Raw genomic sequence first — 25,154 nt, 5'->3', positions numbered from 1 at the left:
TTTATCAAATTGTTCAACTTCTAAAAAAATAGCCCTTTTCCCTCAATGAGCATTACACAAATACAAGAAAACATTCAAACCTTAATAGCCAACATCCAGGAAGAAACCTTCATCTATAATTTATTATTGGCCTACGATACTCCCAAGAGTACGATTAAACGCCTGCAAGCCGATGGAGGGTTAAATCTTTCCAAAAACTCGAATGAAATACTTTGGAAAAATAAATTGTGGTTTAAGCATTTAGAGAGTGAGTACCTTTATTCTGCTTTTGAACAAATCAAAACCAACGAGACCGGCCTCAAACACAAACCAAGGTTCGTAATTTGCACTGATTACAAAACTTTTATAGCACTCGATACCAAAACAACTGATACACTAAATATTCCTATCGAAGAACTTTCGAGGCATTTCGATTTCTTTCTGCCTTGGGCAGGCATGGAAAAAGCACAGGCAATTTACGAAAACCCTGCAGATGTAAAAGCGGCCGAACGCATGGCCAGGCTTTACGACGAAATCAAAAAAGACAATATTACTACCACCAAAGAGGAAGTACACAATCTCAACGTGTTTTTGAGCCGTTTGCTTTTTTGTTTTTTTGCTGAGGATACAGGCATTTTTGAAACCGCACAGTTTACCAATGCCATCAAAAACCACACGCAAACCGATGGCAGCGACCTAAACACCTATTTGGATACGCTCTTTGAGGTGATGAACACACCTTTAGAAAAACGCAGGTCAGTGAGCGGAGCCGAACTGCCGCAGTTCTTAAACAACTTCCCTTATGTAAACGGCGGATTATTCCGAAACCGACATTTTGCCCCCACATTTAACCGTAAAAGCCGTGAAGCAGTATTGGCCAATGGGGAATTGCAATGGAAAGACATAAACCCCGATATATTTGGCTCTATGATACAGGCGGTTATTACGCCTGAGCATCGTGGGGGTATGGGTATGCACTACACTTCGGTGCCTAATATTATGAAGGTCATAGAGCCGCTTTTTCTTACAGAGTTGTACGAAGTATTTGAATCAACTCTTTCATCCCACTCAGGGGCTGACAAAACCAAAAAGCTAAAAGAATTACTCAAACGTATAAGAAACATAAAGGTTTTTGACCCAGCTTGTGGGAGTGGTAATTTTCTAATAATTGCCTACAAAGAGCTACGAAAACTGGAAATGGCCATATTTAAAGAACTGGACAAGCTACAAGGCAAGCTAGGCTCTGGCACTTTTGACTTTGGTGAAAGTTCTTTTTCAGAAATAAGCCTCAAAAACTTTTATGGCATTGAGCTAGACGACTTTGCCCACGAAGTGGCCACGCTAAGCCTTTGGCTGGCCGAACACCAAATGAACCAGTTATTTTTTCAAGAATTTGGCCGTACACGCCCAGCTCTGCCACTTATGGAAACAGGAAATATTGTACATGGAAATGCATGTAGATTAGATTGGGAAAAAGTTTGTCCAAAGATTGAAGGCGATGAGATATATATATTGGGAAATCCACCGTTTCTAGGTACTAGAAACCAAAATTCAGTTCAAAAGGACGATTTAGTAATTGCTTTAAGTACAATAGAGAATTATAAGTCACTAGATTATATAGCATGTTGGTTTTTTAAAGCCTCAAACTATATTCTAAATTTTAATTCACAATTTGCTTTTGTTTCAACTAACTCTATTTCCCAAGGAGATCAAGTTTCAATTTTTTGGAAACCAATTTTATTTAAACTAAATCTAGAAATTTCATTTGCTTATCAGTCATTCGTTTGGTCAAATAGTGCAAAACAAAATGCTGGAGTTACAGTAATAATAACAGGAATTAGAAATATTAATTCGAAGCCTAAAATAATATTTAATAAAAACATTCGAAAATCAGTATTTAATATAAACCCATATCTTGTTGAAGGTCATAATTTATTTATTGGGAGAATAAGTTCCTCAATAAGTAAGCTACCCAAAATGATAAAAGGTAGTATTCCAGCTGATGGGGGATTTTTAATCTTAAGTGAAGAGGAAGCATTAATTTTAAAGAGTAAACTAGAAAGTGCCTCTTTAGATCCCTCAATTATAAAAAGATTTATCGGTGCTCAGGAAGTAATTGATAATTTACTAAGATACTGCATTTATATAGATGATTTAAATTTACCCGAATATTTAGAAATTGATTGGATCAAAAAAAGATTGGATGGGGTAAAAAAAATGCGTGCTGAAAGTACAAAAAAAGCAACTCAACTTTTATCTACATCACCGAATAGGTTTGCAGAAGATAGATATTTTAATCAAGAATGCTTGCTTGTACCAGTTGTTACATCGGAAAGAAGGACTTATGTACCTATAGTATTTATGGAAAAAGGTCCAGTTATTTATGCCTCGGCCCAAGCTATCTATCAGCCTCGACCCTATATTTTTTCCATAGTAACATCTCGCATTCATAATGTTTGGGTTAAAGCCTTAGCTGGAAGATTAAGGACTGACATTCGTTATTCGTCAGCTCTTTGCTACAATACCTTCCCCTTCCCATCCATCACTTTAGCCCAAAAGCAGGAATTAGAAAAAAATGTGTTTAGAATATTGGAAGAAAGAGAGGCCCACAGCGAGAAAACCCTTGCTCAGCTATACGACCCCGAAAAAATGCCTGAAGGCCTAAGAGAAGCTCACCTCCAAAACGACCTAGCGATAGAACGCTGCTATCGTGAAAAACCCTTTGAATCAGACGAAGAAAGGCTGGAATACCTTTTCAAACTTTATGAAAAGATGATAGAGGAAGAAAAGAATAAGGGGACGTTATTTGAAGGTGCAAAGAAAACTAAAAAGAAGAAGGGATGAAACACTGGAAAACAATCATAGGAATCTTTATTGGCTTAACCATTTTTGGTTTATTCCTGCCTTTTATTATTACTCAAATTTCTATAGGTTTAGATTTAGGTCGAGCTGATGCCAACGAGATTGGTGATACCATTGGCGGAATATTAGGACCTTACTTTAGTTTTATTGGGTCTGTTTTACTGGCCTATACTATTTATTTGCAGATTGAGTACAGAGTAGCGGATAAGAAAAAAGGTTTTGACAATCTGATTTTTGATGGATGTATGGATTCTCTAAGCAGAGTAGAAGAAAAAATTCATGAATTGAATTTCATACATCCTGAAGAGAAAAGTTCAATTTTAACTGGTGGCTTGCACCACAAAGAAATACTAGAAAGAAAAAAGAAAGAATCTTCAATTAAATGCGACGAAATATATAATGGCTTGACTAGCCATATGATATTGTTTAATGAAAATAACATTAGCGAAAAAGGCTATCATAGAATCCTAATAAACAAAATTGATAATCTAATATCAATATTTGGGAAGCACGAATTAGATATCTGGAATAATCCAAAGAGAGCCGACCAAAAAAGTCCTATGTTTTTCAGACTTGCATCGTTAACAAAGTTTGATTATGTTAAGAATATTATTCATGAGATTATTATTCTCAAATCAACTTATCAGACAATTCATGACTCTAATTTCCAAAAAGAAGAGGTGCAACAATTAAATGAAACCCTCACTTGGTTAAGTAGTTTTGAAGATGACTTAAGAAATTACTTCAAGCTAAAAGGCGAACTTCCATTTGTTCTAGATTTTGGTGATGGTCCAATTTTGAATGATGATAACAGAGAAACCTACAATTCTATAAAGGCTGAAATGAAAGTTATTGAGGATAAGTATGTTTTAAGTGATGAGATTGATGGTCTAGAAAGTACTAGTAATTAATAGAAATGAAAAAGGATTTAACAACATCGGCGATAGACCGCCAAAACATATTAAACAATCCTGTTGCTTTAGATACTATTCAGAAGCAACTAGGTATTACAGGCATGTTGTATGATAATGAATACAGGTTTACAACTGCACAAATTGCAGATTATTTTGAGGTAAGTACTAAAACAATTAAACGACAAGTAGATTCTTTTAATGATGAACTTACAGCTAATGGATATACAGTTCTTAAAGGACAGAAACTAAAGGAGTTTAAAAGTCTATTTAGTCATTTGTTATATAACGATATAGATGATGATGCTTCACAGAGGGACATTGATGTCCCTCTGTCAATAGAAGATACTGATAATAAGGACGTAACTAATGATAAAACTATTAATACTAATAAGAAAGCACTAAGTAGATTAAAAGCACTTGCAGTATTTAACTTTAGAGCATTGCTTAATATTGGTATGCTTCTAACAGAGAGTGAGAAAGCAAAAGCTATTAGAAGTAGGATGTTAGATATAGTAATAGATAGTTTAAATCAAAAACTTGGTGGTACAACTAAATATATAAACCAAAGAGATGAAGAGTTTTTGGTGGCTATAACTAGAGAACCTGAATACAGGAAGGAGTTTACGAGTGCATTAGGCAGGTACTTAAACATGGGCAATGAGAAGTACAAATATTTCACAGATGAGATATACAAATTAATATTTCATGAAAACGCATCAGAATATCGGACAATACTAAAATTAGAAGCTAATGAAAATGCCAGAAGTACCATGTATGCTGAGGTTCTTAAGTTAATAGCATCCTTCGAAATCGGTATTGCAGACGAACTTAAAGATAAATATAGTGATTTAGGTAGGCAGTTAGAGCCGTCTGAATTAAAAGAACTAATAATTAATTTTGCAAGTAAACGTCATTGGCGACCTCTTTTGGAGGATGCACGTGTAAAAATGGCAAGCAGAGATTATGGTCTTAGAGATGTGATCCATGAGCGGTTAACCCCATATATCAAAAGTTTAACGTCAGATGATTTTCAAAAATTCGTTGGTGAAAATAGCCAAGATTTAATAGAGCGAGTACTAGAAAACCCCGCATTATTAGAGGTATTTAAAAGATTAAAAGATAGATGAAAGACTTTTTTTATTTTGATACTGCACATGCAATAGAGGTTCATGATGAAATCATCAAAAACTCAGGAGGTAGCTTAGGTATTCTTAATGCTGGCCTATTGGATAGTACCTTGGACCATATTCAGAATGAATTATATTATCCTAATATTGAGGAAAAGGTAACTCATTTATTTTTTTCTATAAATAAAAATCATTGCTTCAGTGATGGCAACAAGCGTGCTTCAATAGTATTGTCAGCCTATTTTTTAGAATTAAACGGTTATTCCGAAAAGGTCGATAAGTTTATTCTAAGAATGGAGGACAATGCTGTGCATGTTGCAGATAATAGAATCGATAGAGAGCTTCTTTACGAAATAATAAAATCAATTATACATGAGGATGATTTTTCTGAAGAATTAAAATTAAGAATTTTCAATGTCTTATCATAAATAAAACTATGCCAGATATAGTCCATGTAACCTACGCCCAAACAGGCCAAAGCTCCAATACTAATCAGTATGGAATGCGAGAAATGCAACAAAAAGCCTATGAAGCTCGTGAGGCTCAATATTTACTCTTAAAAGCCCCACCAGCATCGGGCAAAAGCAGAGCATTGATGTATATAGCCTTAGATAAACTAACCAATCAAGACATAAAAAAAGTGATTGTGGCGGTGCCTGAAAGATCCATCGGCGGATCTTTTGGAAATACCAAACTTAAGGAAGCTGGTTTTTTTGCCGATTGGGAGTTAAATGATAATTTTAATTTATGTACTCCGGGAAGCGATGACTCGAAAAGCAAAAAGCAGTCTTTTAAGAATTTTCTGGATAATGACGAAAAAATTCTAGTATGCACCCATTCAACACTCAGATATGCAGTTGAAGAAATAGAGGAAGAAAAATTCAATAATGTTTTACTTGCCATTGACGAATTTCATCATGTTTCTGCCGATGTAGAGAGTCGCTTAGGAGAACAACTTCGTAATATCATTACAAAATCTTCTGCCCATATTGTGGCCATGACAGGCTCCTATTTCAGAGGCGATGCTGTGCCAATTCTTAGACCTGAAGATGAAGCCAAATTTGTAAAAGTAACATACAATTACTACGAACAACTAAATGGTTACAAATACCTCAAATCTTTGGGTATTGGTTATCATTTCTATCAAGGAAAATACACCTCTGCAATAATGGAAATTTTAGATACCAACAAAAAGACCATTCTGCATATCCCGAATGTAAATTCAGGCGAATCAACCAAAGATAAATATAAAGAAGTAGGGATCATTATTGATAGTATAGGCGACATTGAAAAAACAGATTCTGAAACAGGGGTCATTTATGTTAAAAGAAAAGGAGATGGGAAAATTTTAAAGGTTGCCGACCTGGTAAATGATAATGCCACTGACCGAAATAAAATCCAAAATTATCTCCGTGAAATGAAGTCTATTGACGATATGGATTTGATAATCGCCTTGGGTACGGCAAAAGAAGGATTTGATTGGCCTTATTGCGAGCATGCTCTTACAGTGGGATACAGAGGCTCATTAACAGAAATTATACAGATAATTGGTCGATGTACCAGAGACAGTGAAAATAAAACACATGCTCAATTTACCAATTTGATCGCCCAGCCCGATGCTGCCGACGATGAAGTTAAGACATCAGTAAACAACATGTTAAAAGCCATTACTGCATCTTTATTAATGGAACAGGTAATGGCACCCAACTTCAAGTTTAAAACTAAAGTTTCGGATGATGACAAGTCAAATCCAGGAGAAATAAAAGTTAGGGGTTTTAGAACTCCAACTTCTAAAAGGGTTAAGGATATAGTAGAATCTGATTTAAATGACCTCAAAGCAACAATTCTGCAAGACGCATCAATGCTAAGGGCATTACCCGGCACAATTGACCCCGAGGTGATAAACAAAGTATTGATACCCAAAATAATAAAAGAAAAATATCCTGAATTAGACGAAAATCAAGTTGAGGAAGTAAGGCAATATGTAGTGCTTGACTCGGTAGTAAAAAATAACCTTTTAATTGATGTCAATGAATTAAAATCGGCCATCCAAAAAGACGAAAGTATTCTTAAAGCCATCAGTGAGAATCTACCTAAAAATCAAATTGACAATCAACTTATTCCAAAGGTTATCAAAACAATATATCCTGATTTAACCGATGATGAAGCTAATTCTTTCAGCAAAATGGTGATTGCTTTACCCAAAAATACGGATGGAGTGCCACCTGCTGACAAGCGTTTTATCAGAATGGCTGGAAGTTTTATTGATATAGATGAACTGCATATTGACTTAATCGATAGTGTAAATCCATTCCAAAAAGCTTATGAGATCCTTTCTAAGGACGTTACTCCAAAAGTTTTAAAAGTGATACAGGATGCTATTGAAGTTACAAGAATTACTATGGATTTTGAGGAAGCAAGAATTTTGTGGCCCAAAATCATAGCTTTCCAATCACAGAATAACAGACCTCCAAATATCACTTCGCAAGACCCTTTGGAGCGTAGAATGGCCGAGTGTATCATTTATCTAAAAGAAGAGAAAAGAAAGCAAGCCAATGGATAAAAAGAGCATACTAGATGATATTTTCTCAAATGACCCTTTTGGTTTATTAGATATAAAGCCCAAAGTTTCTCAATCCAGAAATGAAGAGGAGCGACTGATTTCTTCTTTCGAAGAAATTAATTCCTTTTATGAAAAAGAACAAAGAGAGCCTCAGGAATCTCAAAATATGCAGGAGAGAACCTTATTTTCACGATTATCTGCATTACGGAAAAACCATTCCAAGACCTTAGCTTTAAAGCCTTATGATAGATTTGGCTTACTGAATATTTTACCTCAGAAAGAATACAATTCTTTGGATGATTTATTGCAAGATGATTTGTTAGGTTTATTAAGCGATGATTCAGAAGGGCTATTTGATTTAAAACATGTTAATTACAATGAAGATAGAGCGAGTGCCGAATTTGTAGCAAGGAGAAAGCCCTGTAAAGATTTTGAACAATTTGAGCCTATACTACAAGCAGTACAAAAAGACCTCTCATTGGGTAAAAGAAAACTGGTTAATTTCAATCAGGATAATCTTCGGGTAGGAGCATTTTATGTTCATAATGGTATTTTGTTTTATCTCAAAGAAATTAACATCACCCAGAAAGAACATTATAAACCCGATGGTACCAGAGTCAGAGAAGACGGTCGAACACGGTGTATTTTCGAAAACGGCACTGAATCAAACATGCTAAAGCGTTCTGTTGAGAAAATCTTATATGCAAATGGAAAAGTAGTAACCGAAAATTCTGATGATGTTGCGACCAGCTTATCGAATCAAGGAAATGAAATAAATGAAAATGACCAGGCTTTTGGGTACATATATGTTTTACGTTCAAAAAGTACGGACCCGGCAATAAAAAATTTAAAAGACCTCTATAAAATTGGTTATTCGAGTGTAGAAATATCTGATCGCCTAAAAAATGCATCAAAAGAACCAACCTACCTTATGGCAGAAGTAAAGCTAGTTATGAGTTTCAAATGCTATAACATGAATCCTCAAAAACTTGAGATGCTTTTACATAATTTCTTTGGTTCTGCATGCTTGGACATTGACATCTTCGACGAAAAAGGCCAGAGACACACCCCAAGAGAGTGGTTTATCGCACCTTTGAATATTATTGAGGAGGCGGTGGAGTTGGTGTTGAATGGAAAGATAATAAATTATAAATATGAGCCTTTAGATCGTAAAATTTCACAGAATTATTATTAAGTATAGAATTTTGATCTATTAATCAATTTTACTTATGTGGTTTCAAAATATACTTTAATAAATCATTTTTTTCTTAATTTTTATTTAACACAAAAATTTTTTCAAAATCGAGAGCATCAAACTTAAAAAATTCACCAATTTGTCGAATATTTAAATCAGTGCTTTTTTCAAAATTTTCTTTATTATAGTTATTATCTATTTTTGTCAAAGTAAGTTTAACCGTTTCATTATATTTTTTTAATACCGGAATAACCTCCGATTTATTAGAGTTTGCATTTAGCTTAATAATTTCTGTTTTAAAATTATCAAATTTATCAATTTCAAAAGGGTTCTCTTTCAAATAATTGTCATTCAATAAATCAACTTTTAATATTATAGATGTAATGTATTCGTAGATTTTTTTTTCCAATTTTTTACAATTAAAATGCTATTCCAAAATATTCTATATCATAAATTTCCCAATTACCCATTGAATTTTTCACCAGGTAATAATATTGGGGATAATAATTGGGTGTCATATAACCCCCTGCTGGTTCACTTCCATTATTTTTATACCATCTCAAATACCAATATTCTGATGTTTCTACTTTAATTGTATCATTCGTAATTTTTAAGACTTTGATATTATCAATATGATGTTTATTCAGTGCTTTTTCATATTTATTTAATGAAAGGCCATCTTTTTTATGTTGTTTTAAGGATGCAATAAGTCTTTTTCTAATTGGTGCATTTTTGGAAAAGCTTTTTTCAAACCAGGAAGTGTCAATTGAAGGTAAATTGTAATATGCTTGAATTTCATATTCTCCCTCATTTTTAATTAATTGCTGAATTTTAGCACCTTTAGTATCAATGAAAAAATATAAAGAACTAAAAAATATAAAAATAGCTGTAAGACTTCCAAAAATCCTTATCCCCCTATCCTTTGACCAAAAATCATTTAAAAAATCCTTAAATTTATTGGATCCTTGAGCTCTATTTAATTCCTTAATTGTACCTAAACTTACAAATCCCCAAATTACAACATCAGAATAATCCAAACCTTTTCTAGTTTTAGAGGTTTCATCATAATACTTCTCAATGATTATTTTTAATCTTTCAAAGGACTTAAGCTGACTTTCAAATCCAATGTAGGCCCAAAGATATAATAAAATGAATGGTGTCAAACAAATAAAAATTGAGGTTCCTACTATTATAAATTTACCCCCTGTAACATTAATTTCCCAATTGAAAGTTATTGCTAAAAAAAAAGATATAAAAAAAATGTTGAAATGATAATGAGCCCCTTTATTGGTGTAGGCCACCTTAAAATCTTTAAAATTTGCAATGTAATTATTTTATATAATCTTTCACCAATATATTTCCTTACGGTTAACAGTTTAGGGTGCTTTTGTAGTCTCTTCTTCGTCCTCGAATTTAATTTATATCTTTTTAAATTTCCTTTTTTCCCTCTATATCTTCTAAAGAACAATATAAAAATATAAGTTAAAGAAAATAAATTCAAGAAAATTAAACCCGTAAATACTAAGCTGTCAAAGTTTAATATTTTATCATGGCTATCGAGAAATGTGGTATATATACTACTGTTTTCATCATCGATTCCAGATAATAACAATACTATAAAAGTATACATAATAACAAATTCAAAAATTGGATGAAATTTTGCCTTTGTTACCTCTTCAATTAATTTATTATTGACAGTAATTTTTATTTGATTATTTTCTTTATCAGCTAAAGTAACATTTTGTTTTTTCAACAACAACGTATAGTAATTTACTTTATCAACAATTTTTTCAATTGCCTTGACAAATGGGGGATATTCTAAGTCGCTTTTAAAACCCTCATTGTTTTTTCCTTCAATATAGACATTGGAAATTACAATCGATATTTCATCGAGGATTTTTGTACCTAGTAATAAAGATATTATTCTTTTCCTGATAGGCCCAATAATATTCCTTAAAATTGTACTGAATACTATTAAAACACCAAATAGAATTTCGAATAATGAATTAAAGCTGTTTAATTGAAAACCATCAAATTGATTTAGCATTAATAATAAGTATTACACAGAAGTAGAGTTTTGGATTAAAAATTTAAACCGATCATTAAGGACTCTTGTCCTAACAGGGTCATTAAAATTTACTAACGCTTTATGGAGGTCTTCCTCAATTACCTCTCTATATCCAGTTCCATCGAATGTTGCAAAATATCGGATTAAACCTAAATTACTATTATCATTTAAATTAAAAACTTTTACGATTTCAGGGTTACTTTTAAGCATATTGATTAAATCATTTTCTTTTATTTCTCCATAAAAAATAATATTTAGCTTAACTTTCCTTTGTATAAATTCTGATAAATAACTTTCTAATTCAGAATATCCTAATAGGTCGATAAAAACTTGGACACAAAACTAAGTTAACAATTAATTAGATTTGTGTATGTCAAAACATCAAAAAACATGGTCATCAGATGAGAAGGAGAAAATAGTTCTTCATTCTATCCAGCATGGCGTTAGTAAAACATCAAGGGAGTTTGGGGTTTCTACAGTGAGTATTTACAGTTGGAAAGAGAAGTTTGAGCAACTGGGTAAAAATGGTTTGCAATCAGGAGCAATGACCGACTCTGAGCGAGAACTTAAATTATTGCGTCGTGAAAACGAAGCTCTGAAAAGGATTGTGGCCGAGAAAGAATTAGCCATTCAGATTAAAGATTCCCTTTTAAAAAAAAGCCAGTCAATAAAGAAATGAAGATCATGGTTGTTGATGAATTTCTGGAGCAAGGCAAACCCAAAAACATAGTATTAAAACATGTTGGACTGTCGAGAAGTAGCTATTATTACACTTCTACCGGCACAAAAGCCGGGAAAAAAGCATCTCGAGTTGTTTATGACATAGACGACAACCGACATGATTTAGACTATGTTTTACAAGAAGTTAAGACACTTTTAGAAGGTGAGTTTGTTGATTATGGCTATTATAAAACTTATCGCTATTTAAACCAGGAAAAGGGTTTAAAGATTGGTGCATATAGAACCTATAATCTTATGAAGGAGCATAATTTATTGAAGTTTCAACGTAATAAGACCAAAAGAACAAGCAGAAATTGGGTAAAAGAACTCGTGCCAAATGTACAAAGTGAATTTAGTTTCTTGGAATTTGATATTAAGTATGTTTATGTACAAGGAACTCATTCAAATGCACAAGTATTGACTATTTTAGATGTTTATTCAAGGTGGCAACTGGCTCAATATATCGCAAATTCTATTAAATCCGAAGACGTAATAAATCTCTTTGAACAGGTTTTTCAGACCTATCCTATGCCAAAACAATTCATCGTCAGAAATGATAATGGATCGCAATTTGAAGCAACAATCGTTCAGGAATATTTAAGAAAAAGGGTGTAAATCAGGAATTTACCAAGCCTGCTACCCCCGAGCAAAACGCACATATTGAGGCGTATCACTCTATAATGGAAAGTGCTGTATGTCAAAGACTTGAGTTTGAAAATTTAGAAGATTTCAAACAAATAATGACAAGGTGGAAGAAATTTTATAACTTCGAGAGAATTCATGGTGGATTAGGATACAAGTCACCTAAAAAATTCCTGGAATCAATAGGTGTCAAAATTGACCCAAAATGGGTAATGTAAATTAATTATCGTGTCCAAGTAATTGCGTTTAAGACAATATTCTGGATCAGATTTTAATAAGGCTTTTGTAAAAATATTAACTTCAGTATTTGCCAGAGCAAAAATATGTTTAAATATTATAATAGCTTTTTTTAGAAAATCATTACCGATGATAGCATAAAGCTTCTTTTGAGCATAATAATTTACAACATCCTCATATTTTTCTAAATCTAGATTTAAACTATTAGATACACTAGTTACATGTGATAGTATAGTTTTTGCGTCAACAGGTTTTTTTAATGTTAACAAATTTGATTTTATTTTGCCCATAGATTTTTTTATTACTATCTGATTCTTAATCAAATGACGTGCTAAATTATTACAAAATTTCAAAAAATAGTTATTTTTTGAAAAAAAATTGAATTGTTTTTTATTGTTAAATTAAAATTTTATTAAACGGTACCACATATTTTAAATATTTAAATCTATTAAATCATGATTTATTTATAAAAAGCAGTTTTATAAAACATAATTAATAAGTTACATCCCATTATTTAAATGAATTTGTTTAAAATTCAATGTAATTATAAAAAAACAACATAATTTTAACTAAATAATCTTTAGTTTAAACTTTTGAATCTCTTAATAATATTTCCCAAATTTTTATAATTAACTAAATGAAAAAAATAATAAAACTCCACAATCTTTACATAGGCCTAAAATTTGTAGTGATTGCAGTTCTTTTTTCTTCCTATTCAAATGGTTTCTCTCAATCCATTAATTGTGGTATAGACGATAGCATTATTTCTGATGACATTAAGCAATTAATGATTATTTCTTCAAAAGGTACTACAGAAAGTAAAGGAAAATTGAAAGCAGATGACCTTTTACTCTGTAATTTAGGTATTGAAATAGATTCTCATACTTACAAAGAGTTTGGCAATGACACGCTTGCTATAACTTTGGCTGTTCTCAAAATGGTTAATAATGCAAATGAGATTACTGAAAAAGAACTAAATATTAAGCTTCATGCCGCTTCAATTAATATTTGGAAAGATGAAAGCCTTGATCCTTTTCACGGAGTTTCAAATATTTTTATTTCTTTGTCTAAATTAAATAGTATATATCCAAATCGTGATTATAATATTAGAGGTTTTGATATCCTGGTTTATTTACCAACTAAGACTCTTGAAGGAGCAGGTGGTCTTGCAAGTGGTATTGGCAGTAAAGAGTGCGTTTCACCATTGGGTGACATAGGCACATTAGTTCATGAACTTGGCCATAATTTTGGCTCCGTTCATACTCAAAATTGTAATTGGCCTGGTGGTCCGCTAGATTATTGTTATCAGATGGAGGGGAATTGTTATGAAAATGCTTTAGAGGTTAAACAAGGAACCGTAATGAGTTATTGTCCAAAAGGCAATATTTTTACATTTCATCCATTATGCAAATCAGTAATAAACAATTACACATTAAAAGTTTTAAAAAAAATTACATCAATCCCGGAAAAAATATTTCTTCCAAATGAAGTAACAAATAATAAAAACAAATTCCTCTTCAGCTCAAGTACACTTGCTCAAAATTACATTTATGAAATATCTTCTGACAAGAATTTTCAGAATATCCTTGATAAAGATACAACCCTAATTAATTATATAAATCTTAATGCTACACAAAGAAACCAGGAATATTATATTAGAGTAAAGTCGATAAATTATCTGGGAGAATCTAGTTGGTCTAATATTTTGCTCTTGAAAAACTCCAATACATATTTGCAAGTTCCAAAAGTTTTCAAACCCCTGGATGGTGCGAAAGGAATTGATATTTCAAAGAGTATTCGATTTGAATTAGGCTATATTGAAGGAGTTTCTAGTTACGAAATTCAAATTACTAGCTATCAAGAATCAGAATTTTTAAATGCTCTCACATTTTCTTACAATAACGACAAACCAATAGAAATTAATTCTCAGAGCTTAAATCGCTTTAACGACGAAGTCTTGATTTGGAGAGCTCGATCCATAGGGGATAAAAGCATAAGTGATTGGTCTGAAATCAAAAAAATTATACCAAAATTTAGAAATTCACCGATTAAGGTATCTTTCTTTGATACCAATAACGCCCCAACAAACTTCCTTTTGTTTACATCAAAATATTCCAAGGAAGAGATTCGGCTCACAATTTCAGAAAATATCGATTTTTCAGCCCCAATCGTTTTAGTATCAAAAAGAAATTTAGATATTACAATAAATGGAGCTACTTCTTTTTTAATAGATAGTTTGAAAAGCAATACTTCCTATTTTCTTAAAGTTGACTTTATAAATTCTTTGCTATTTCCAAACAAAAATTTACCGAATGGTATAATTGCATCCTATTCATTTTCTTTTAAAACTACTAGCTCTGAAGATAAAACATTTAATACTTTGATTCATCAAGACAATTTTAAAGAACTTGGTGTAAACATAAAAGAACTAGTTTTAAGTAAAGGATTGCTTTATTTTATTTCAGAAAATAGCCTCATTAATTTAAATACACAAAACCTTTCATTGAAAAAAATTAATCGCCAAAATTCTAATGGAGATTTTGGCTCTACTCAATTCTTTAATTTTTTACGAGTTGATGATTATGGGAATATTTGTAAAATTGTTGAATTGGCAAAAATTTATCAATACTCAGGAATTTTCCCTAAACCTGTTTATACACTTAGAAAATATGAGCCTGGCTCTCTAAGTTTAATATCCTCTGAAGAATTTTTTCCTGACTTTCCGGCCTATACTATTAAAGATATTGAACCTAACAATAATCTACTTAATGATGGAAATAAAATCTATAAAATCACAAATGGTAATCTCTTACCCGTTACCAATATTCCCATTAAATCCAATATTTTATATTCGAAAGGTAAGATTGTATGGTTTTCATTTCCTATCCCAGAAAGCTCAATTACTGGATTAATAGAATATGATTTTAATAGTAACAGTTTTAAAACAATAATCTCACCTTCTACAAGTCCTGGTATATCAATTTCAAATTTTAAAATTGATTCAAAAGGTAATTATTGGGCAGTAGTATCAGGGAAAGGTTTAGGGAAGTTTGATGGTATAAGCTGGTCATTTTTTAACAATTTAAATTCTCCCTTAAGCCAAACAATTAAAGGATTTGAAATAAACAAGAATGATGATATTTTTGTGCTAGATTTATCTTCAAATAATTTCGAAAGGGTTCATAAATTCTCTAAGAATTCATGGTCCTTATTGTTAAATAACCTGCCTTTTTATTCATTTTTAAAAATTGATGAGCAAGACAACTTATGGTTTAATATAAATCTTTCAACACTTCTGAAAATTGATAAATGTTTTTTAATTACTCAACCCAATATTTCTACTAAATCAAATTTAGTAGAAATTGGACAAAATATTTTATTAAAGGCTGAAGGTTGCGAGAATGTATCCTGGAAATGGAAAAGCGAATTGGAAAGTGGGCAAAAAAATATTTTTGGGAGCAATTTATTTGATTTTACAATAAATAGTAGTACTTCTTTTTCTGCAAGTTGCATTTCTAATGGTTGTTTTGGCCCTGAATCATTAATTCAAATTGGCATATTGCCAAGTATAAAATTAGGTAATGCCTTGCCAAATAGTGTTTGTTTAAAAGATGAGCTCGTGTTATCACCAAAAATAGAAGGAAATTTCAATATGGAAAATCGCTTTTATGTCAAATTAAAATTAGACGATAAAACTCTTTTGTTCCCAATTGAAAAAAAGCCGAATGGATCCTGGGTTATGAAAATTGGGGCAGCTATATTAAACGGAAAATATTCTCTTTCAATCTTTAGTTCTTCCCCAACTATAAACTCAGAAGACTCAATAAGTGTCTACTTATCAAATGCTCCTATTTCCAAAATTATTGGCAATAACACAATATGCGGGAATAATTTTAACAATTTATCAGCTGTAGTTGAAAAAGGCACAAAACCATTTAAATTTCTTTGGTATAAAGATTCTATAATTTTTGAAAATTCAAATAATTCTACTTTAACAGTTAATTCAGCAGGAACTTATAAATTAAATGTAATCGACGCCCTTAATTGTAGTTCAATAAGTAATGAATTTAATATTACTCATTTTGATTACCCTCCCTTGCCATTTATTAAAAAAAGTATTGGATTTATACTTTTAAATACCCCCGATACATTACAAATATCTACAAATCCACAATATCAAATTGAATGGGAAAAAGATGGGGACGTTATTCTTGGTGAAAATTCGAATAAAATTATTGTTGATAAGCCTGGTTTTTATCAAGCAGTTATTAACAACAATGGCTGTAAAACATATAGCAGTAATATTTATATTGATGTAGTTTTAGGGGCTGAACTAGATAATTTTAACATTGAATTTTTCGTATTTCCAAATCCATCTAATGATTTTATTTTCGTTGAATTGACTTCTAAAGATAATATCAATGGAAATTTGTTTTTAGTTAGCTCGAATGGAAATATTTTAAAACATTTTATTATTAAAGACGAATCTTCCTTTTCAAAGAATGTCATTATTGAAAATTTATCTCCAGGAGTCTATTATCTCAACTTTTCAAATGATAAATTCTCTAAATCTTTTAGAATTGTAAAAAAATAAACTTTTAAAGACAAGAGACTAATTAAATCAAATATCTAATATTAACCTATTAGTTTATTATTTAAAAAAATGGTAGATTAAGCTTTTATGTCGCTTATGTCTTTCCTACCCCTCCCCAGCCCATCGTTGTTTTTTCTTGCATACTTTTTGCCCCCAGCCGCACACATAGCACATTGTTTTCTTCGTTCCTCAGAAAAACAAAGAGCTATTCCAGCCGCACAGCAAAAAGACATTCTGCTTAAATAGTTATATTCTGCCAAGAAGATATGCCAGAAAAAACAACCCAAAGCTACTTAAACATAATAGAGTATTATATAACCAGCCGTAGGTTCCGCTATCGCTCCAGGGTCGAGCCCCTGTTTATATAATTCTATTATGTTAAGTAGCCGCACGGCCAACGCACAAAACCTTGCTACGTAAAGAGTAGGCCACAATTCCCCACCACCCTTTTAGCGGTGCAGCCTATAAGTAAAGCATAAATTCTTTCCATCCATGTGTCTTAGGAAAGTTCATTCATTGCACGTCATAATATTTAGCAATAACAGGAATCAAGCCCACGTCAGCCATTCCGTTCCATTCATTTCACTATCCTAAGCCATCGCACAGCATCAGTAGCTCATGGATTTGGCTCTCCCACCCTTCCGCACATCCCGGAATAAATCCATGAGCCACACATGCTTTTTCCAGCCACACCTTTTTTATAGGTATGCTTTCCTTATAGTCTGGGTCTACCTTGCCCCCATTGCATTGTACCTGTTTCGATTTTAAATTTATGGATATCTGCCACTGGTTGAAAGAAGAAAATTATAAACATCATAATGTGGCTTTTGAAGAAAATGTTTCATAATCCATTCACACACATCAGTATTGCCTTCAGCAAACTTTGCTTCCATCGTGTCGGAATAAAAAACGATTCTACAGTCTGCCTTATAGCCTTCTTTAGTTTGTCCTATTACCTTGATCTCACTTAAAGCCGGATTTCGTTTATTGTTTTTTGAAAAAACTTCAACCGTTATTTTTCGATGCACAAGTTTTTCCTCAATAGCACTTTTTAGTTTAATTAATACTTTATCCATTTATTCTTTCACACCGAAATCGACAATTGTATCAAGTCTCTGGAATAAAAATTCAAGCAGCTTTTTTAGATGAATTTCACAGCCTTTTTTAGCTTCGCTTGTCGTTTTGTACTCACAATCAAAAGATTGAAAAATTGATATTGAGCTTTTAAAACTCGCAATAAATGGCTTTTCAGAATTATTCTGGTTGATCTTGTTATTCCAATTCGGCTGAATGGAATAAGTAATAAATGGTAAGCTCAATATGGCATAGTTATTCCCTTCCATCCATATCAATGATAAATCCTTCATTTTCATAGCCCGAAATTAGTCTTGTTTATTTCGCATCCCTTGCCAATAATTTAAGCAACTTGATAATTGCTAAAAAAGTAAGTATCGACTTTTGTTGGAGGAATAATTATTCTCAAAAAAAGAAATAGCAAAGGTAAAGCGTCAAAATAGTGCAGTAAAGGTCAAGCCCTACGGGTTTTGATAAAAAAATCTCCACTACGCCAATCCGTGGTAGTATTTTTTTCTCAAAAACCTTGACAGCCCCATTTTGCCACTTTTTGAGGAGCATGTCTTTTTTTTCTTTTCTGTTTTCGAAAAAAAATATTAAAAGGTTGGTTTTGTTTCAAAAAGCCAATCATTTGCTCATATCAACCGCCAGAGGCCTCCAAATCCCGACTTCAACCTTATCCTCCAAAAATCTGAAAATGATAAATCCTGTGCGTAAAAAATTCATATGCTAAGTTAGTTTGGCGGCCAAACGCACAAGCCAGCACAAAAAAAATAAAAAAGACTACGGCATAAACACACCCAGCCGCACAAGGCCATCATTTATTCCGTTTCCTTTTGTATTTTTTTATCCGCCAAACTCTGAGAGGCATATAAATTTTTTACTTATGTCACAGTTTTCATCATCTTCAGCTTCAGAGTTTTTACCGCTTTCACCCTATGCATTCCAGCGTTTTGTTTCCAGGGCTTTCTTTATCCAGTCTCCCCGGCGTGGCGTCAGGGTTTTCAGGTTACCGGGTGGCTCTTACCTTTGGGTCCATTCTACAGGTCAGCGTTTCCTTTCAGCATTGCCCTTTTAGGGGCAGTGCATTCATTTTAACAGATATTTGATAGATGAGTCCACTATAAAGGATAGATATAGTATAAAAAAAATAGACCCCCTCGAAACGAAGGAGTCTATCCAAATATATTTAATACTTACAATGTTGAATTATATGCAGCTACCAATTGAAGCGAATGGCCACTATTTAGTAAATAATACTCATTATTAACTTTTTGGTAAAACTCAATACCAATGGCATTTAAAACGGTTGAGGAATCACTTATACCAACAAGTCCAGGGATATTAGTATCCAAAGAAATATTTCCTGTAGGTTGTTTGATATCCAAATAATCACTGTAGGTAATTGCACCTTTTTCATTGTTAGCGGGGTCTACTGATTCATAATTTCCAGATTGTTGATTATAGGCAAAGTCCGAAACGATTGCCAGAGCATTAATAAGCCTGAAATGAGTAGTACCGGCAGGTGCATTAACCATATTAGCAGGAATAAAGTCTGCAAAAGCTAAATTTGAGCCACTTCTATCCGTTTCGGGAGTAAGTGTAAAGGGAGCTGAAAGAATCCTTACCAGAGACTTATTTTTGTTAAAATCTAGCCCTGTTAGATATTGAGATTGTTGTGAAATAAGAATGGCCCGCTGCCCTCTTGCTTCTGATCCATCTTCAAGGTTAATCTTTTTCATGATTCCCGTAAGACGGCCTGTAAGTTGCGGGTCAGACATTTGTTTCATTAATGCAGAAAAACCCACTCTAATGGACTTCCCTGCCATTGCACAAGCTGTAAATTCTGACATATTTTCTCTAGTCCTTGCGAACTCGGGTGCTGTGAGAACTTGATCGCCAGTTGGTCCACCTTTAAGACCTGCAAAATAGCCTGAATTTCCTTTAATTTTGAAATGTCGTATATCACCGATAGTTCCGACATATTTAACGTGACCTGATTGCCTTGCCATGATACTATATTGTTTTAGTTTAAAATTATATGTAAATATAGTATCAAAAATTGGAATAAAAAAATATAACTATTTGATATTCAATATTTTACGATTTGTCTTTTATGCTACTTTGTGTTGTTTTGAATTACTTAAATCTTAATTATTTATCATTTTATATTTCTTTTGAATTGATTTAGTTATTTTTGTTAGGCCTAAAAATATTTGAAAAAGTGAAAGTTTTTTTTAGATACCTATTAGGTGACCTCAGATTTAAAGGGTTTACAAGACATTAAAAATCAATAAGTTACTGAAATGGTTCGAGTCCCGTCCGGACCGCCAAAAAGCTCTCAGAAATGAGGGCTTTTTTTGTTTATATTCAATTGTAAATTTAGAAAATAAATCGCGGATGAGCCCCGCCGGGTTGCCGTACCACCGTCCCGCCAAAAAGCTCTCAGAAATGAGGGCTTTTTTTGTTTATATTCATATGTAAATTTTGAAAATAAATCGCGATTGAGCCCCGCCGGGTTGCCGTATCACAGTCCCGCCAAAAAGATCTCAGAAACGAGGGCTTTTTTTGTTTATATTCATTTGTAAATTTTGAAAATAAATCGCGGATAAGCCCCGCCGGGTTGCCGTATCACCGTCCCGCCAAAAATTACTTAGAAATAGGGGCTTTTTTGTATTATTTGAATTCCTATAATTTTTCGGTTTAAACATTTTTTAAAGTTTTTATCTTACTATTTCAAAAACCCCCGTTTTTTCCTTTAAACCATCTTTGTTGAAATAAATTTTATATAAATATACACCAGTTGCCAAACTACTTTCTTTTAAACTTATTTCCAAAGACTTTTTAGATGATAATACATTATTAACATCTGAAACCTTATGTGTTTTTATTAAAACATTCCACCAATCGTAAATTTTTATTTCCTTCCTAGTACCAATAATACAATCCAAAAACATTGTTTATATCCTCTACTTCATACCTTGTTGAAAGTAAGGGACATATTTCAATATTTGATACTTTCAAAGGCTTTGTTATATAATTATTGCCAATAAAAACTTCAAAATGAGCTGAAATTGAATCATTTGGACATCCTGTTGATTGAAATTTTGCATAATAATTGCCTGTATTTGTTACCGAAAATGTGGAGTCAACAAACATTAATGCATTTGTGAAGGTATTTTACCATTTTTCAATTGCAAAAGAAATATCCACATAGCCCACTATCACAATTTCCATATACTTTGAATTTATTCCATAGTTATAGCATAAGTGTTAAGGACAAAATTTATTTACTGAATTACCCGTCAGGAATATTATTTTTGCAAAAAATTAATATTAATACATGAGAAAAGCAGAAATGATAACCGATAAGGGTACGATGTTGATTGAGTTTTATGATACCGACGCCCCTATTGCAGTTCAAAATTTTATTGATCTATCCAATAAAGGGTTTTATGATGGGCTTACTTTCCACAGGGTTATTCCAAATTTTGTGGTGCAGGGTGGAGATCCTGATGGTACAGGTGGAGGTGGTCCCGGTTATACTATTCCTTGTGAGCTGACCGGCGAATTGCAGTATCACGACAGGGGCGTACTTTCTATGGCCCACAGAGGAAGGAATACAGGTGGTTCTCAGTTTTTTATCTGCCACAACCGCCAGGGCACACAACATCTGGACCGCAACCATACTTGTTTCGGAAAAGTTATTGAAGGGCAGGATGTAATCGACCAACTCCGTCAGGGTGATAAGATTCAAAAGATTACGGTGATTGAGGAGGTTGCCTGATTATTTAGATTTTTTCAACCAAGCTATCTCTTTTTTTGGGATAGCTTTTTTTATGTTCTAAAATATTTTATTAAAAACGATTGGGGTAAACTTTTATATTTCAAAAAATTTATAATCGGCTTTTTGAAATAATCCTATGTACCACAACAAAGCTTAATAAAAACATTCTTAATTTTGTGAATGAAACAATGGGACCCAAAGAAAATTTCTGTAATAGTGCAGATATTCAAAAAAACAAATTCTAATTCTCTTAAAAAAGTATTCTTTGAGAACTAACATTTATCAATTTTAGAAATCGTAATCTCTAAAATAATTTAGTTTTTACGAAAAAATTCGAAAAAATAATATTTGTAAATTTTGTTTCATTTTTAAAATCATGCACTCGTTGTAAAATTCATGACTCATTTTTCTCTAAAAATAACAATAAAGTGAATTAGTTTGACTTTATGGAAGACCAAAAATTTATTATTATACGTGATGTAATTGGCCGTAAAAACCCTAAGCTTTTAAAATGGATGCCGGGGTTTTTATTAAGATATATTGAGCGGATAGTACATGAAGATGACATCAACGCTGTGATGAAAAACATAGGTCATCTTGAAGGCCTGGACTTTGTTGATGCCCTAATCACACAGGAATTAAAAGTAAATGTAGAACTGAAAGGAGCTGAAAACATTCCTCTTACCGGTGGTATTGTTTTTGCTTCAAATCATCCATTAGGAGGATTAGACGGAGTGGCATTTATGCATGCCCTTGGTAAGTACCGTAAAGACCTAAAGTTTCTGGTGAATGATATCCTGATGAACATAAAAAACCTTTGGCCGCTATTTATTCCTATCAATAAACACGGAGGTCAGGCAAGAGAAGCAATGCGTGCGATAGACGAAACCTATGCCAGTGACCAGGCAATGCTGGTTTTTCCGGCAGGTCTTGTTTCACGAAAACGTAAAAACGGAGTTATAAAAGATCTGGAGTGGAAGAAAAGTTTTATATCCAAAGCCAAAAAACACAAAAAAGATATTATTCCTGTTTTCATAGAAGGGCGAAATTCAGACTTTTTTTATAATTTAGCGAGATTTCGTAAAAACATAGGAATCGGAGCCAACATTGAAATGTTTTATCTGGCAGATGAGATGTTTGCACAAAGAGGAAAAAAAGTAACCATTGTAATAGGAAAACCAATTCCCTATACTCATTTTGATAGTTCGAGGACGGAACAAGAGTGGGCCGAAAAAGTAAAAGAGATTGTTTATGCCATGGCATAATAAAAAATATTTATGCAGAAAATATTAGAACCGATAGAAAGAGACGTGCTTAAAAAGGAGATAAATGAAACCACGTTTCTGAGATATACAAATTATGGTAATATTGAAGTTCACCTGGTAAATCACCACAGACAGCCCAATACCATTCAGGAAATAGGACGTTTGCGTGAGCTTACCTTCAGAGCGGCGGGCGGTGGTACCGGTCTGGCCGTAGATATTGATGAAAATGACACTTGCGATGATGCTTATGACCAGCTTATAACCTGGGATCCTGAAGAAGAAGAAATAGTGGCCGGTTACAGGCTAATCAGAGGTGGCGATGTGAGTTTAAATGCTCACGGAGTGCATAATTTATCTACTTCTCACTATTTTCATTTCTCTGAAAAATTTAAAAACGAATACCTGCCCCTTACCATTGAATTAGGCAGATCATTTGTGCAGCCCAAATTTCAACCGGGTAAAGATAACCGCAAAGGTCTTTTTTCATTGGATAACCTCTGGGATGGTTTGGGGGCAATCGTGGTTTTGAATCCTGACATCAAATACTTGTTTGGAAAAGTAACCATGTATCCGCATTATAATAAAGAAGCCCGGGATCTTTTGCTGTATTTTATGAATCATTATTTCCCAGACACCGAAAAACTGGTGTGGCCCATAAAGCCCCTGGGTTATTTTGGAGATGTTTCAGCTTTAGATGGAATATTTGAAGGTCTTACTTACAAAGATGGATACAAAATTCTGAATTCCAGAGTAAGGGCTCTGGGCGAAAACATTCCTCCGCTCATTAACACATATATGGGATTGTCCTCAACCATGAAATCATTTGGGACGGCTCTCAATGATGAATTTGGAGAGGTAGAAGAGACTGGCATTTTGATTACTATTGACGATATATTCCAAAGTAAAAAGGACCGGCATATTACTTCATTTGAAAGAGACAGACATTACGGTAAAAGAAGACAAGCAGAGTAAGAAACTCTGCTTTTTTTTAATATTAAACTTATAAGAGCATAATATTTGCCGGGGAATATTATTTTCCCACATAAAATAAAACCATAATTCAAATAATTAAGCATTAACAAAACCAAAGTATATCAGATTTTGATAGACAAAAGCTTTCTCACCTTTGAGGAAGTTATCAGATTATCTAAAATTAGAAAACTATTTGTTTTATACACACGCAATTCAATCTTATTTTCGATAATAAAATAGATTTAATTCGATTGTATTGAGACCGAACTTGTTTAATTTAAAACATATTGAATTACTAAATTTTACAGTTAATTTTAGTTTTTATTACAACTAATTTTCGAAATTAATAATCAAGAATAAAGATAAAACTTTCCACGGTCAACCCTGTTTCTATGAGATACATTTGCTTATTTTTTATTTTTCTTGGCGATCCGGCATTTAGTCAGAAAATCTATGAAAACAATGAGCCGTTTTCCATTAGAATGTCCAATATTATTTCCACAGGAGACTTCGATTTTTTTGGAATAGTAACCAATCCCGTTACTTTAAAGAAAAATCAATTGGCTGCTGATTTTACCGCAAACTCAACGGGACATTTAAATCTTGCCTATGGTTTAAGAGATAATCTTGAATTAAATGCCGAAGGGGTGATTGATGGTGCTATATTCAAAACACAATTTGTGGGCTTTACCCTTACCAATCCATCTCCTAAAAGTTTGACAGCAGGTATTAGCGGGCATTTGGGTTACGATTGGAAAAAAGAGCAATGGGCTTCTTCTATGAATATCGGAATCCAATATTCCAGGGATAAATTCTTAATTGGTGGTACTGTCTTTGCCAACTTGGGGAAAAATAAAGTTCTGGACCAAGTCAAGGTAAATTCTTTTAACTTATTCCTGAGTTATAAACTACGAAAAAGAATTTATCTGAGCTATTGGGGTATTTTTCCTCCAAGGTCAAAGTTTTACGATTACCCATATTATTCTCCTATTTATTTTCCTAATTCTAATTCCTTTTTTGTTGATGTGTTATTTAAAAGGAGTAAACTATCCCCGGGTATTTTAATTCAATACAACCGAATAAATATTTTTTATAGTAAAAATGAATTCAGTCCATGCATCAGATACAGCTATTTAATCAAAAGAAAATAAAATC

Annotated in this window: 21 protein-coding genes and 1 pseudogene; 14 read left to right on the top strand and 8 right to left on the bottom strand. The window is 32.8% G+C overall.

The features are described 5' to 3' along the window. Positions 1-45 precede the first annotated feature (45 nt). Genes IPP61_10030 through IPP61_10005 form a run of 6 tightly spaced genes read left to right on the top strand, consistent with a single transcriptional unit; the run spans position 46 to position 8,640 of the window. On the top strand, positions 46-2,823 hold the full coding sequence (locus IPP61_10030; GenBank protein MBL0325502.1) for a class I SAM-dependent DNA methyltransferase: 2,778 nt from the start codon (positions 46-48) through the stop codon (positions 2,821-2,823). Further along, positions 2,820-3,752 (top strand): hypothetical protein, encoded by a 933-nt coding sequence (locus tag IPP61_10025; GenBank protein MBL0325501.1) that lies wholly within the window; start codon positions 2,820-2,822, stop codon positions 3,750-3,752. The genes IPP61_10030 and IPP61_10025 overlap by 4 nt, the downstream gene beginning before the upstream one ends. Before the next feature lie 5 nt (positions 3,753-3,757). Continuing rightward, positions 3,758-4,882, top strand: coding sequence for a DNA-binding protein (locus tag IPP61_10020; GenBank protein MBL0325500.1), 1,125 nt, complete (start codon positions 3,758-3,760; stop codon positions 4,880-4,882). Continuing rightward, positions 4,879-5,310: a type II toxin-antitoxin system death-on-curing family toxin gene (locus IPP61_10015; protein MBL0325499.1), complete on the top strand. Its 432-nt coding sequence runs from the start codon at positions 4,879-4,881 to the stop codon at positions 5,308-5,310. Before IPP61_10020 ends, IPP61_10015 begins: the two co-directional genes overlap by 4 nt. A gap of 8 nt (positions 5,311-5,318) precedes the next feature. Then, the gene (locus IPP61_10010) at positions 5,319-7,445 is read left to right on the top strand and encodes a DEAD/DEAH box helicase family protein (GenBank protein ID MBL0325498.1); all 2,127 of its coding nucleotides are present in this window, start codon (positions 5,319-5,321) and stop codon (positions 7,443-7,445) included. Next, on the top strand, positions 7,438-8,640 hold the full coding sequence (locus tag IPP61_10005; protein ID MBL0325497.1) for a GIY-YIG nuclease family protein: 1,203 nt from the start codon (positions 7,438-7,440) through the stop codon (positions 8,638-8,640). Before IPP61_10010 ends, IPP61_10005 begins: the two co-directional genes overlap by 8 nt. 73 nt (positions 8,641-8,713) lie before the next feature. Here the strand turns inward: IPP61_10005 and IPP61_10000 are convergent, their stop codons facing one another. From IPP61_10000 to IPP61_09990, 3 genes are all read right to left on the bottom strand, one after another. Beyond that, entirely contained in the window at positions 8,714-9,049 is a 336-nt protein-coding gene (locus IPP61_10000; GenBank protein ID MBL0325496.1) for a hypothetical protein, read from the bottom strand. Positions 9,050-9,059: 10 nt separating this feature from the next. After that, entirely contained in the window at positions 9,060-9,803 is a 744-nt protein-coding gene (locus IPP61_09995; GenBank protein MBL0325495.1) for a hypothetical protein, read from the bottom strand. A 74-nt stretch (positions 9,804-9,877) separates the two neighbouring features. Next, positions 9,878-10,687, bottom strand: a complete 810-nt coding sequence (locus tag IPP61_09990; protein ID MBL0325494.1) for a hypothetical protein — start codon at positions 10,685-10,687, stop codon at positions 9,878-9,880. 391 nt (positions 10,688-11,078) lie between these two features. On the opposite strand from IPP61_09990, the gene IPP61_09985 reads away from it, so the two are divergent. Then, positions 11,079-11,387, top strand: coding sequence for a helix-turn-helix domain-containing protein (locus IPP61_09985; protein MBL0325493.1), 309 nt, complete (start codon positions 11,079-11,081; stop codon positions 11,385-11,387). Between the two features lie 5 nt (positions 11,388-11,392). Continuing rightward, positions 11,393-12,288, top strand: a pseudogene (locus tag IPP61_09980) (DDE-type integrase/transposase/recombinase). Here the strand turns inward: IPP61_09980 and IPP61_09975 are convergent. Then, entirely contained in the window at positions 12,250-12,597 is a 348-nt protein-coding gene (locus IPP61_09975; protein MBL0325492.1) for a hypothetical protein, read from the bottom strand. The pseudogene IPP61_09980 and the gene IPP61_09975 sit on opposite strands and share 39 nt — an antisense overlap. A 347-nt stretch (positions 12,598-12,944) precedes the next feature. Between IPP61_09975 and IPP61_09970 the strand changes: the two genes are divergently transcribed. After that, on the top strand, positions 12,945-16,901 hold the full coding sequence (locus IPP61_09970; GenBank protein MBL0325491.1) for a T9SS type A sorting domain-containing protein: 3,957 nt from the start codon (positions 12,945-12,947) through the stop codon (positions 16,899-16,901). 770 nt (positions 16,902-17,671) lie between these two features. Here IPP61_09970 and IPP61_09965 read toward each other — a convergent pair. Beyond that, entirely contained in the window at positions 17,672-17,977 is a 306-nt protein-coding gene (locus tag IPP61_09965) for a hypothetical protein (GenBank protein ID MBL0325490.1), read from the bottom strand. Then, the gene (locus IPP61_09960; GenBank protein MBL0325489.1) at positions 17,978-18,268 is read right to left on the bottom strand and encodes a hypothetical protein; all 291 of its coding nucleotides are present in this window, start codon (positions 18,266-18,268) and stop codon (positions 17,978-17,980) included. It abuts the gene before it with no gap. Between the two features lie 593 nt (positions 18,269-18,861). Here IPP61_09960 and IPP61_09955 point away from each other — a divergent pair. After that, positions 18,862-19,053 carry a hypothetical protein gene (locus IPP61_09955; GenBank protein MBL0325488.1) on the top strand — a complete coding sequence of 64 codons (192 nt, stop codon included), beginning with the start codon at positions 18,862-18,864 and terminating at the stop codon, positions 19,051-19,053. A gap of 118 nt (positions 19,054-19,171) precedes the next feature. Here the strand turns inward: IPP61_09955 and IPP61_09950 are convergent, their stop codons facing one another. Both IPP61_09950 and IPP61_09945 read right to left on the bottom strand, forming a co-directional pair. Further along, complete coding sequence (locus IPP61_09950) at positions 19,172-19,987, bottom strand: hypothetical protein (GenBank protein MBL0325487.1); 816 nt, start codon at positions 19,985-19,987, stop codon at positions 19,172-19,174. A 711-nt stretch (positions 19,988-20,698) separates the two neighbouring features. Next, complete coding sequence (locus IPP61_09945) at positions 20,699-20,932, bottom strand: hypothetical protein (GenBank protein ID MBL0325486.1); 234 nt, start codon at positions 20,930-20,932, stop codon at positions 20,699-20,701. A 386-nt stretch (positions 20,933-21,318) separates the two neighbouring features. Between IPP61_09945 and IPP61_09940 the strand changes: the two genes are divergently transcribed. The 4 genes from IPP61_09940 to IPP61_09925 all read left to right on the top strand — a co-directional run bounded on the left by IPP61_09940 (position 21,319) and on the right by IPP61_09925 (position 25,150). Continuing rightward, positions 21,319-21,762 (top strand): peptidylprolyl isomerase, encoded by a 444-nt coding sequence (locus tag IPP61_09940; protein MBL0325485.1) that lies wholly within the window; start codon positions 21,319-21,321, stop codon positions 21,760-21,762. Between the two features lie 446 nt (positions 21,763-22,208). Next, a complete protein-coding gene (locus IPP61_09935; GenBank protein ID MBL0325484.1) occupies positions 22,209-23,027 on the top strand; it encodes a 1-acyl-sn-glycerol-3-phosphate acyltransferase in 819 nt (272 codons plus the stop codon). Positions 23,028-23,039: 12 nt separating this feature from the next. Further along, positions 23,040-23,999: a GNAT family N-acetyltransferase gene (locus IPP61_09930; GenBank protein MBL0325483.1), complete on the top strand. Its 960-nt coding sequence runs from the start codon at positions 23,040-23,042 to the stop codon at positions 23,997-23,999. A gap of 392 nt (positions 24,000-24,391) precedes the next feature. After that, positions 24,392-25,150, top strand: coding sequence for a hypothetical protein (locus IPP61_09925; GenBank protein ID MBL0325482.1), 759 nt, complete (start codon positions 24,392-24,394; stop codon positions 25,148-25,150). Positions 25,151-25,154: the final 4 nt, after the last annotated feature.

The organism is Cytophagaceae bacterium, from assembly GCA_016722655.1.
GTDB lineage: Bacteria > Bacteroidota > Bacteroidia > Cytophagales > Spirosomataceae > Leadbetterella.
This window is presented reverse-complemented; position numbering and strand designations above follow the sequence as displayed.

Coding starts and splice junctions, on each gene's coding strand:
- IPP61_10030 (MBL0325502.1), top strand. CDS start 46: ATGAGCATTACACAAATACAAGAAAACATTCAAACCTTAATAGCCAAC.
- IPP61_10025 (MBL0325501.1), top strand. CDS start 2,820: ATGAAACACTGGAAAACAATCATAGGAATCTTTATTGGCTTAACCATT.
- IPP61_10020 (MBL0325500.1), top strand. CDS start 3,758: ATGAAAAAGGATTTAACAACATCGGCGATAGACCGCCAAAACATATTA.
- IPP61_10015 (MBL0325499.1), top strand. CDS start 4,879: ATGAAAGACTTTTTTTATTTTGATACTGCACATGCAATAGAGGTTCAT.
- IPP61_10010 (MBL0325498.1), top strand. CDS start 5,319: ATGCCAGATATAGTCCATGTAACCTACGCCCAAACAGGCCAAAGCTCC.
- IPP61_10005 (MBL0325497.1), top strand. CDS start 7,438: ATGGATAAAAAGAGCATACTAGATGATATTTTCTCAAATGACCCTTTT.
- IPP61_09990 (MBL0325494.1), bottom strand. CDS start 10,687: ATGCTAAATCAATTTGATGGTTTTCAATTAAACAGCTTTAATTCATTA.
- IPP61_09985 (MBL0325493.1), top strand. CDS start 11,079: ATGTCAAAACATCAAAAAACATGGTCATCAGATGAGAAGGAGAAAATA.
- IPP61_09975 (MBL0325492.1), bottom strand. CDS start 12,597: ATGGGCAAAATAAAATCAAATTTGTTAACATTAAAAAAACCTGTTGAC.
- IPP61_09970 (MBL0325491.1), top strand. CDS start 12,945: ATGAAAAAAATAATAAAACTCCACAATCTTTACATAGGCCTAAAATTT.
- IPP61_09965 (MBL0325490.1), bottom strand. CDS start 17,977: ATGGATAAAGTATTAATTAAACTAAAAAGTGCTATTGAGGAAAAACTT.
- IPP61_09960 (MBL0325489.1), bottom strand. CDS start 18,268: ATGAAGGATTTATCATTGATATGGATGGAAGGGAATAACTATGCCATA.
- IPP61_09955 (MBL0325488.1), top strand. CDS start 18,862: ATGTCACAGTTTTCATCATCTTCAGCTTCAGAGTTTTTACCGCTTTCA.
- IPP61_09950 (MBL0325487.1), bottom strand. CDS start 19,987: ATGGCAAGGCAATCAGGTCACGTTAAATATGTCGGAACTATCGGTGAT.
- IPP61_09945 (MBL0325486.1), bottom strand. CDS start 20,932: ATGTTTTTGGATTGTATTATTGGTACTAGGAAGGAAATAAAAATTTAC.
- IPP61_09940 (MBL0325485.1), top strand. CDS start 21,319: ATGAGAAAAGCAGAAATGATAACCGATAAGGGTACGATGTTGATTGAG.
- IPP61_09935 (MBL0325484.1), top strand. CDS start 22,209: ATGGAAGACCAAAAATTTATTATTATACGTGATGTAATTGGCCGTAAA.
- IPP61_09930 (MBL0325483.1), top strand. CDS start 23,040: ATGCAGAAAATATTAGAACCGATAGAAAGAGACGTGCTTAAAAAGGAG.
- IPP61_09925 (MBL0325482.1), top strand. CDS start 24,392: ATGAGATACATTTGCTTATTTTTTATTTTTCTTGGCGATCCGGCATTT.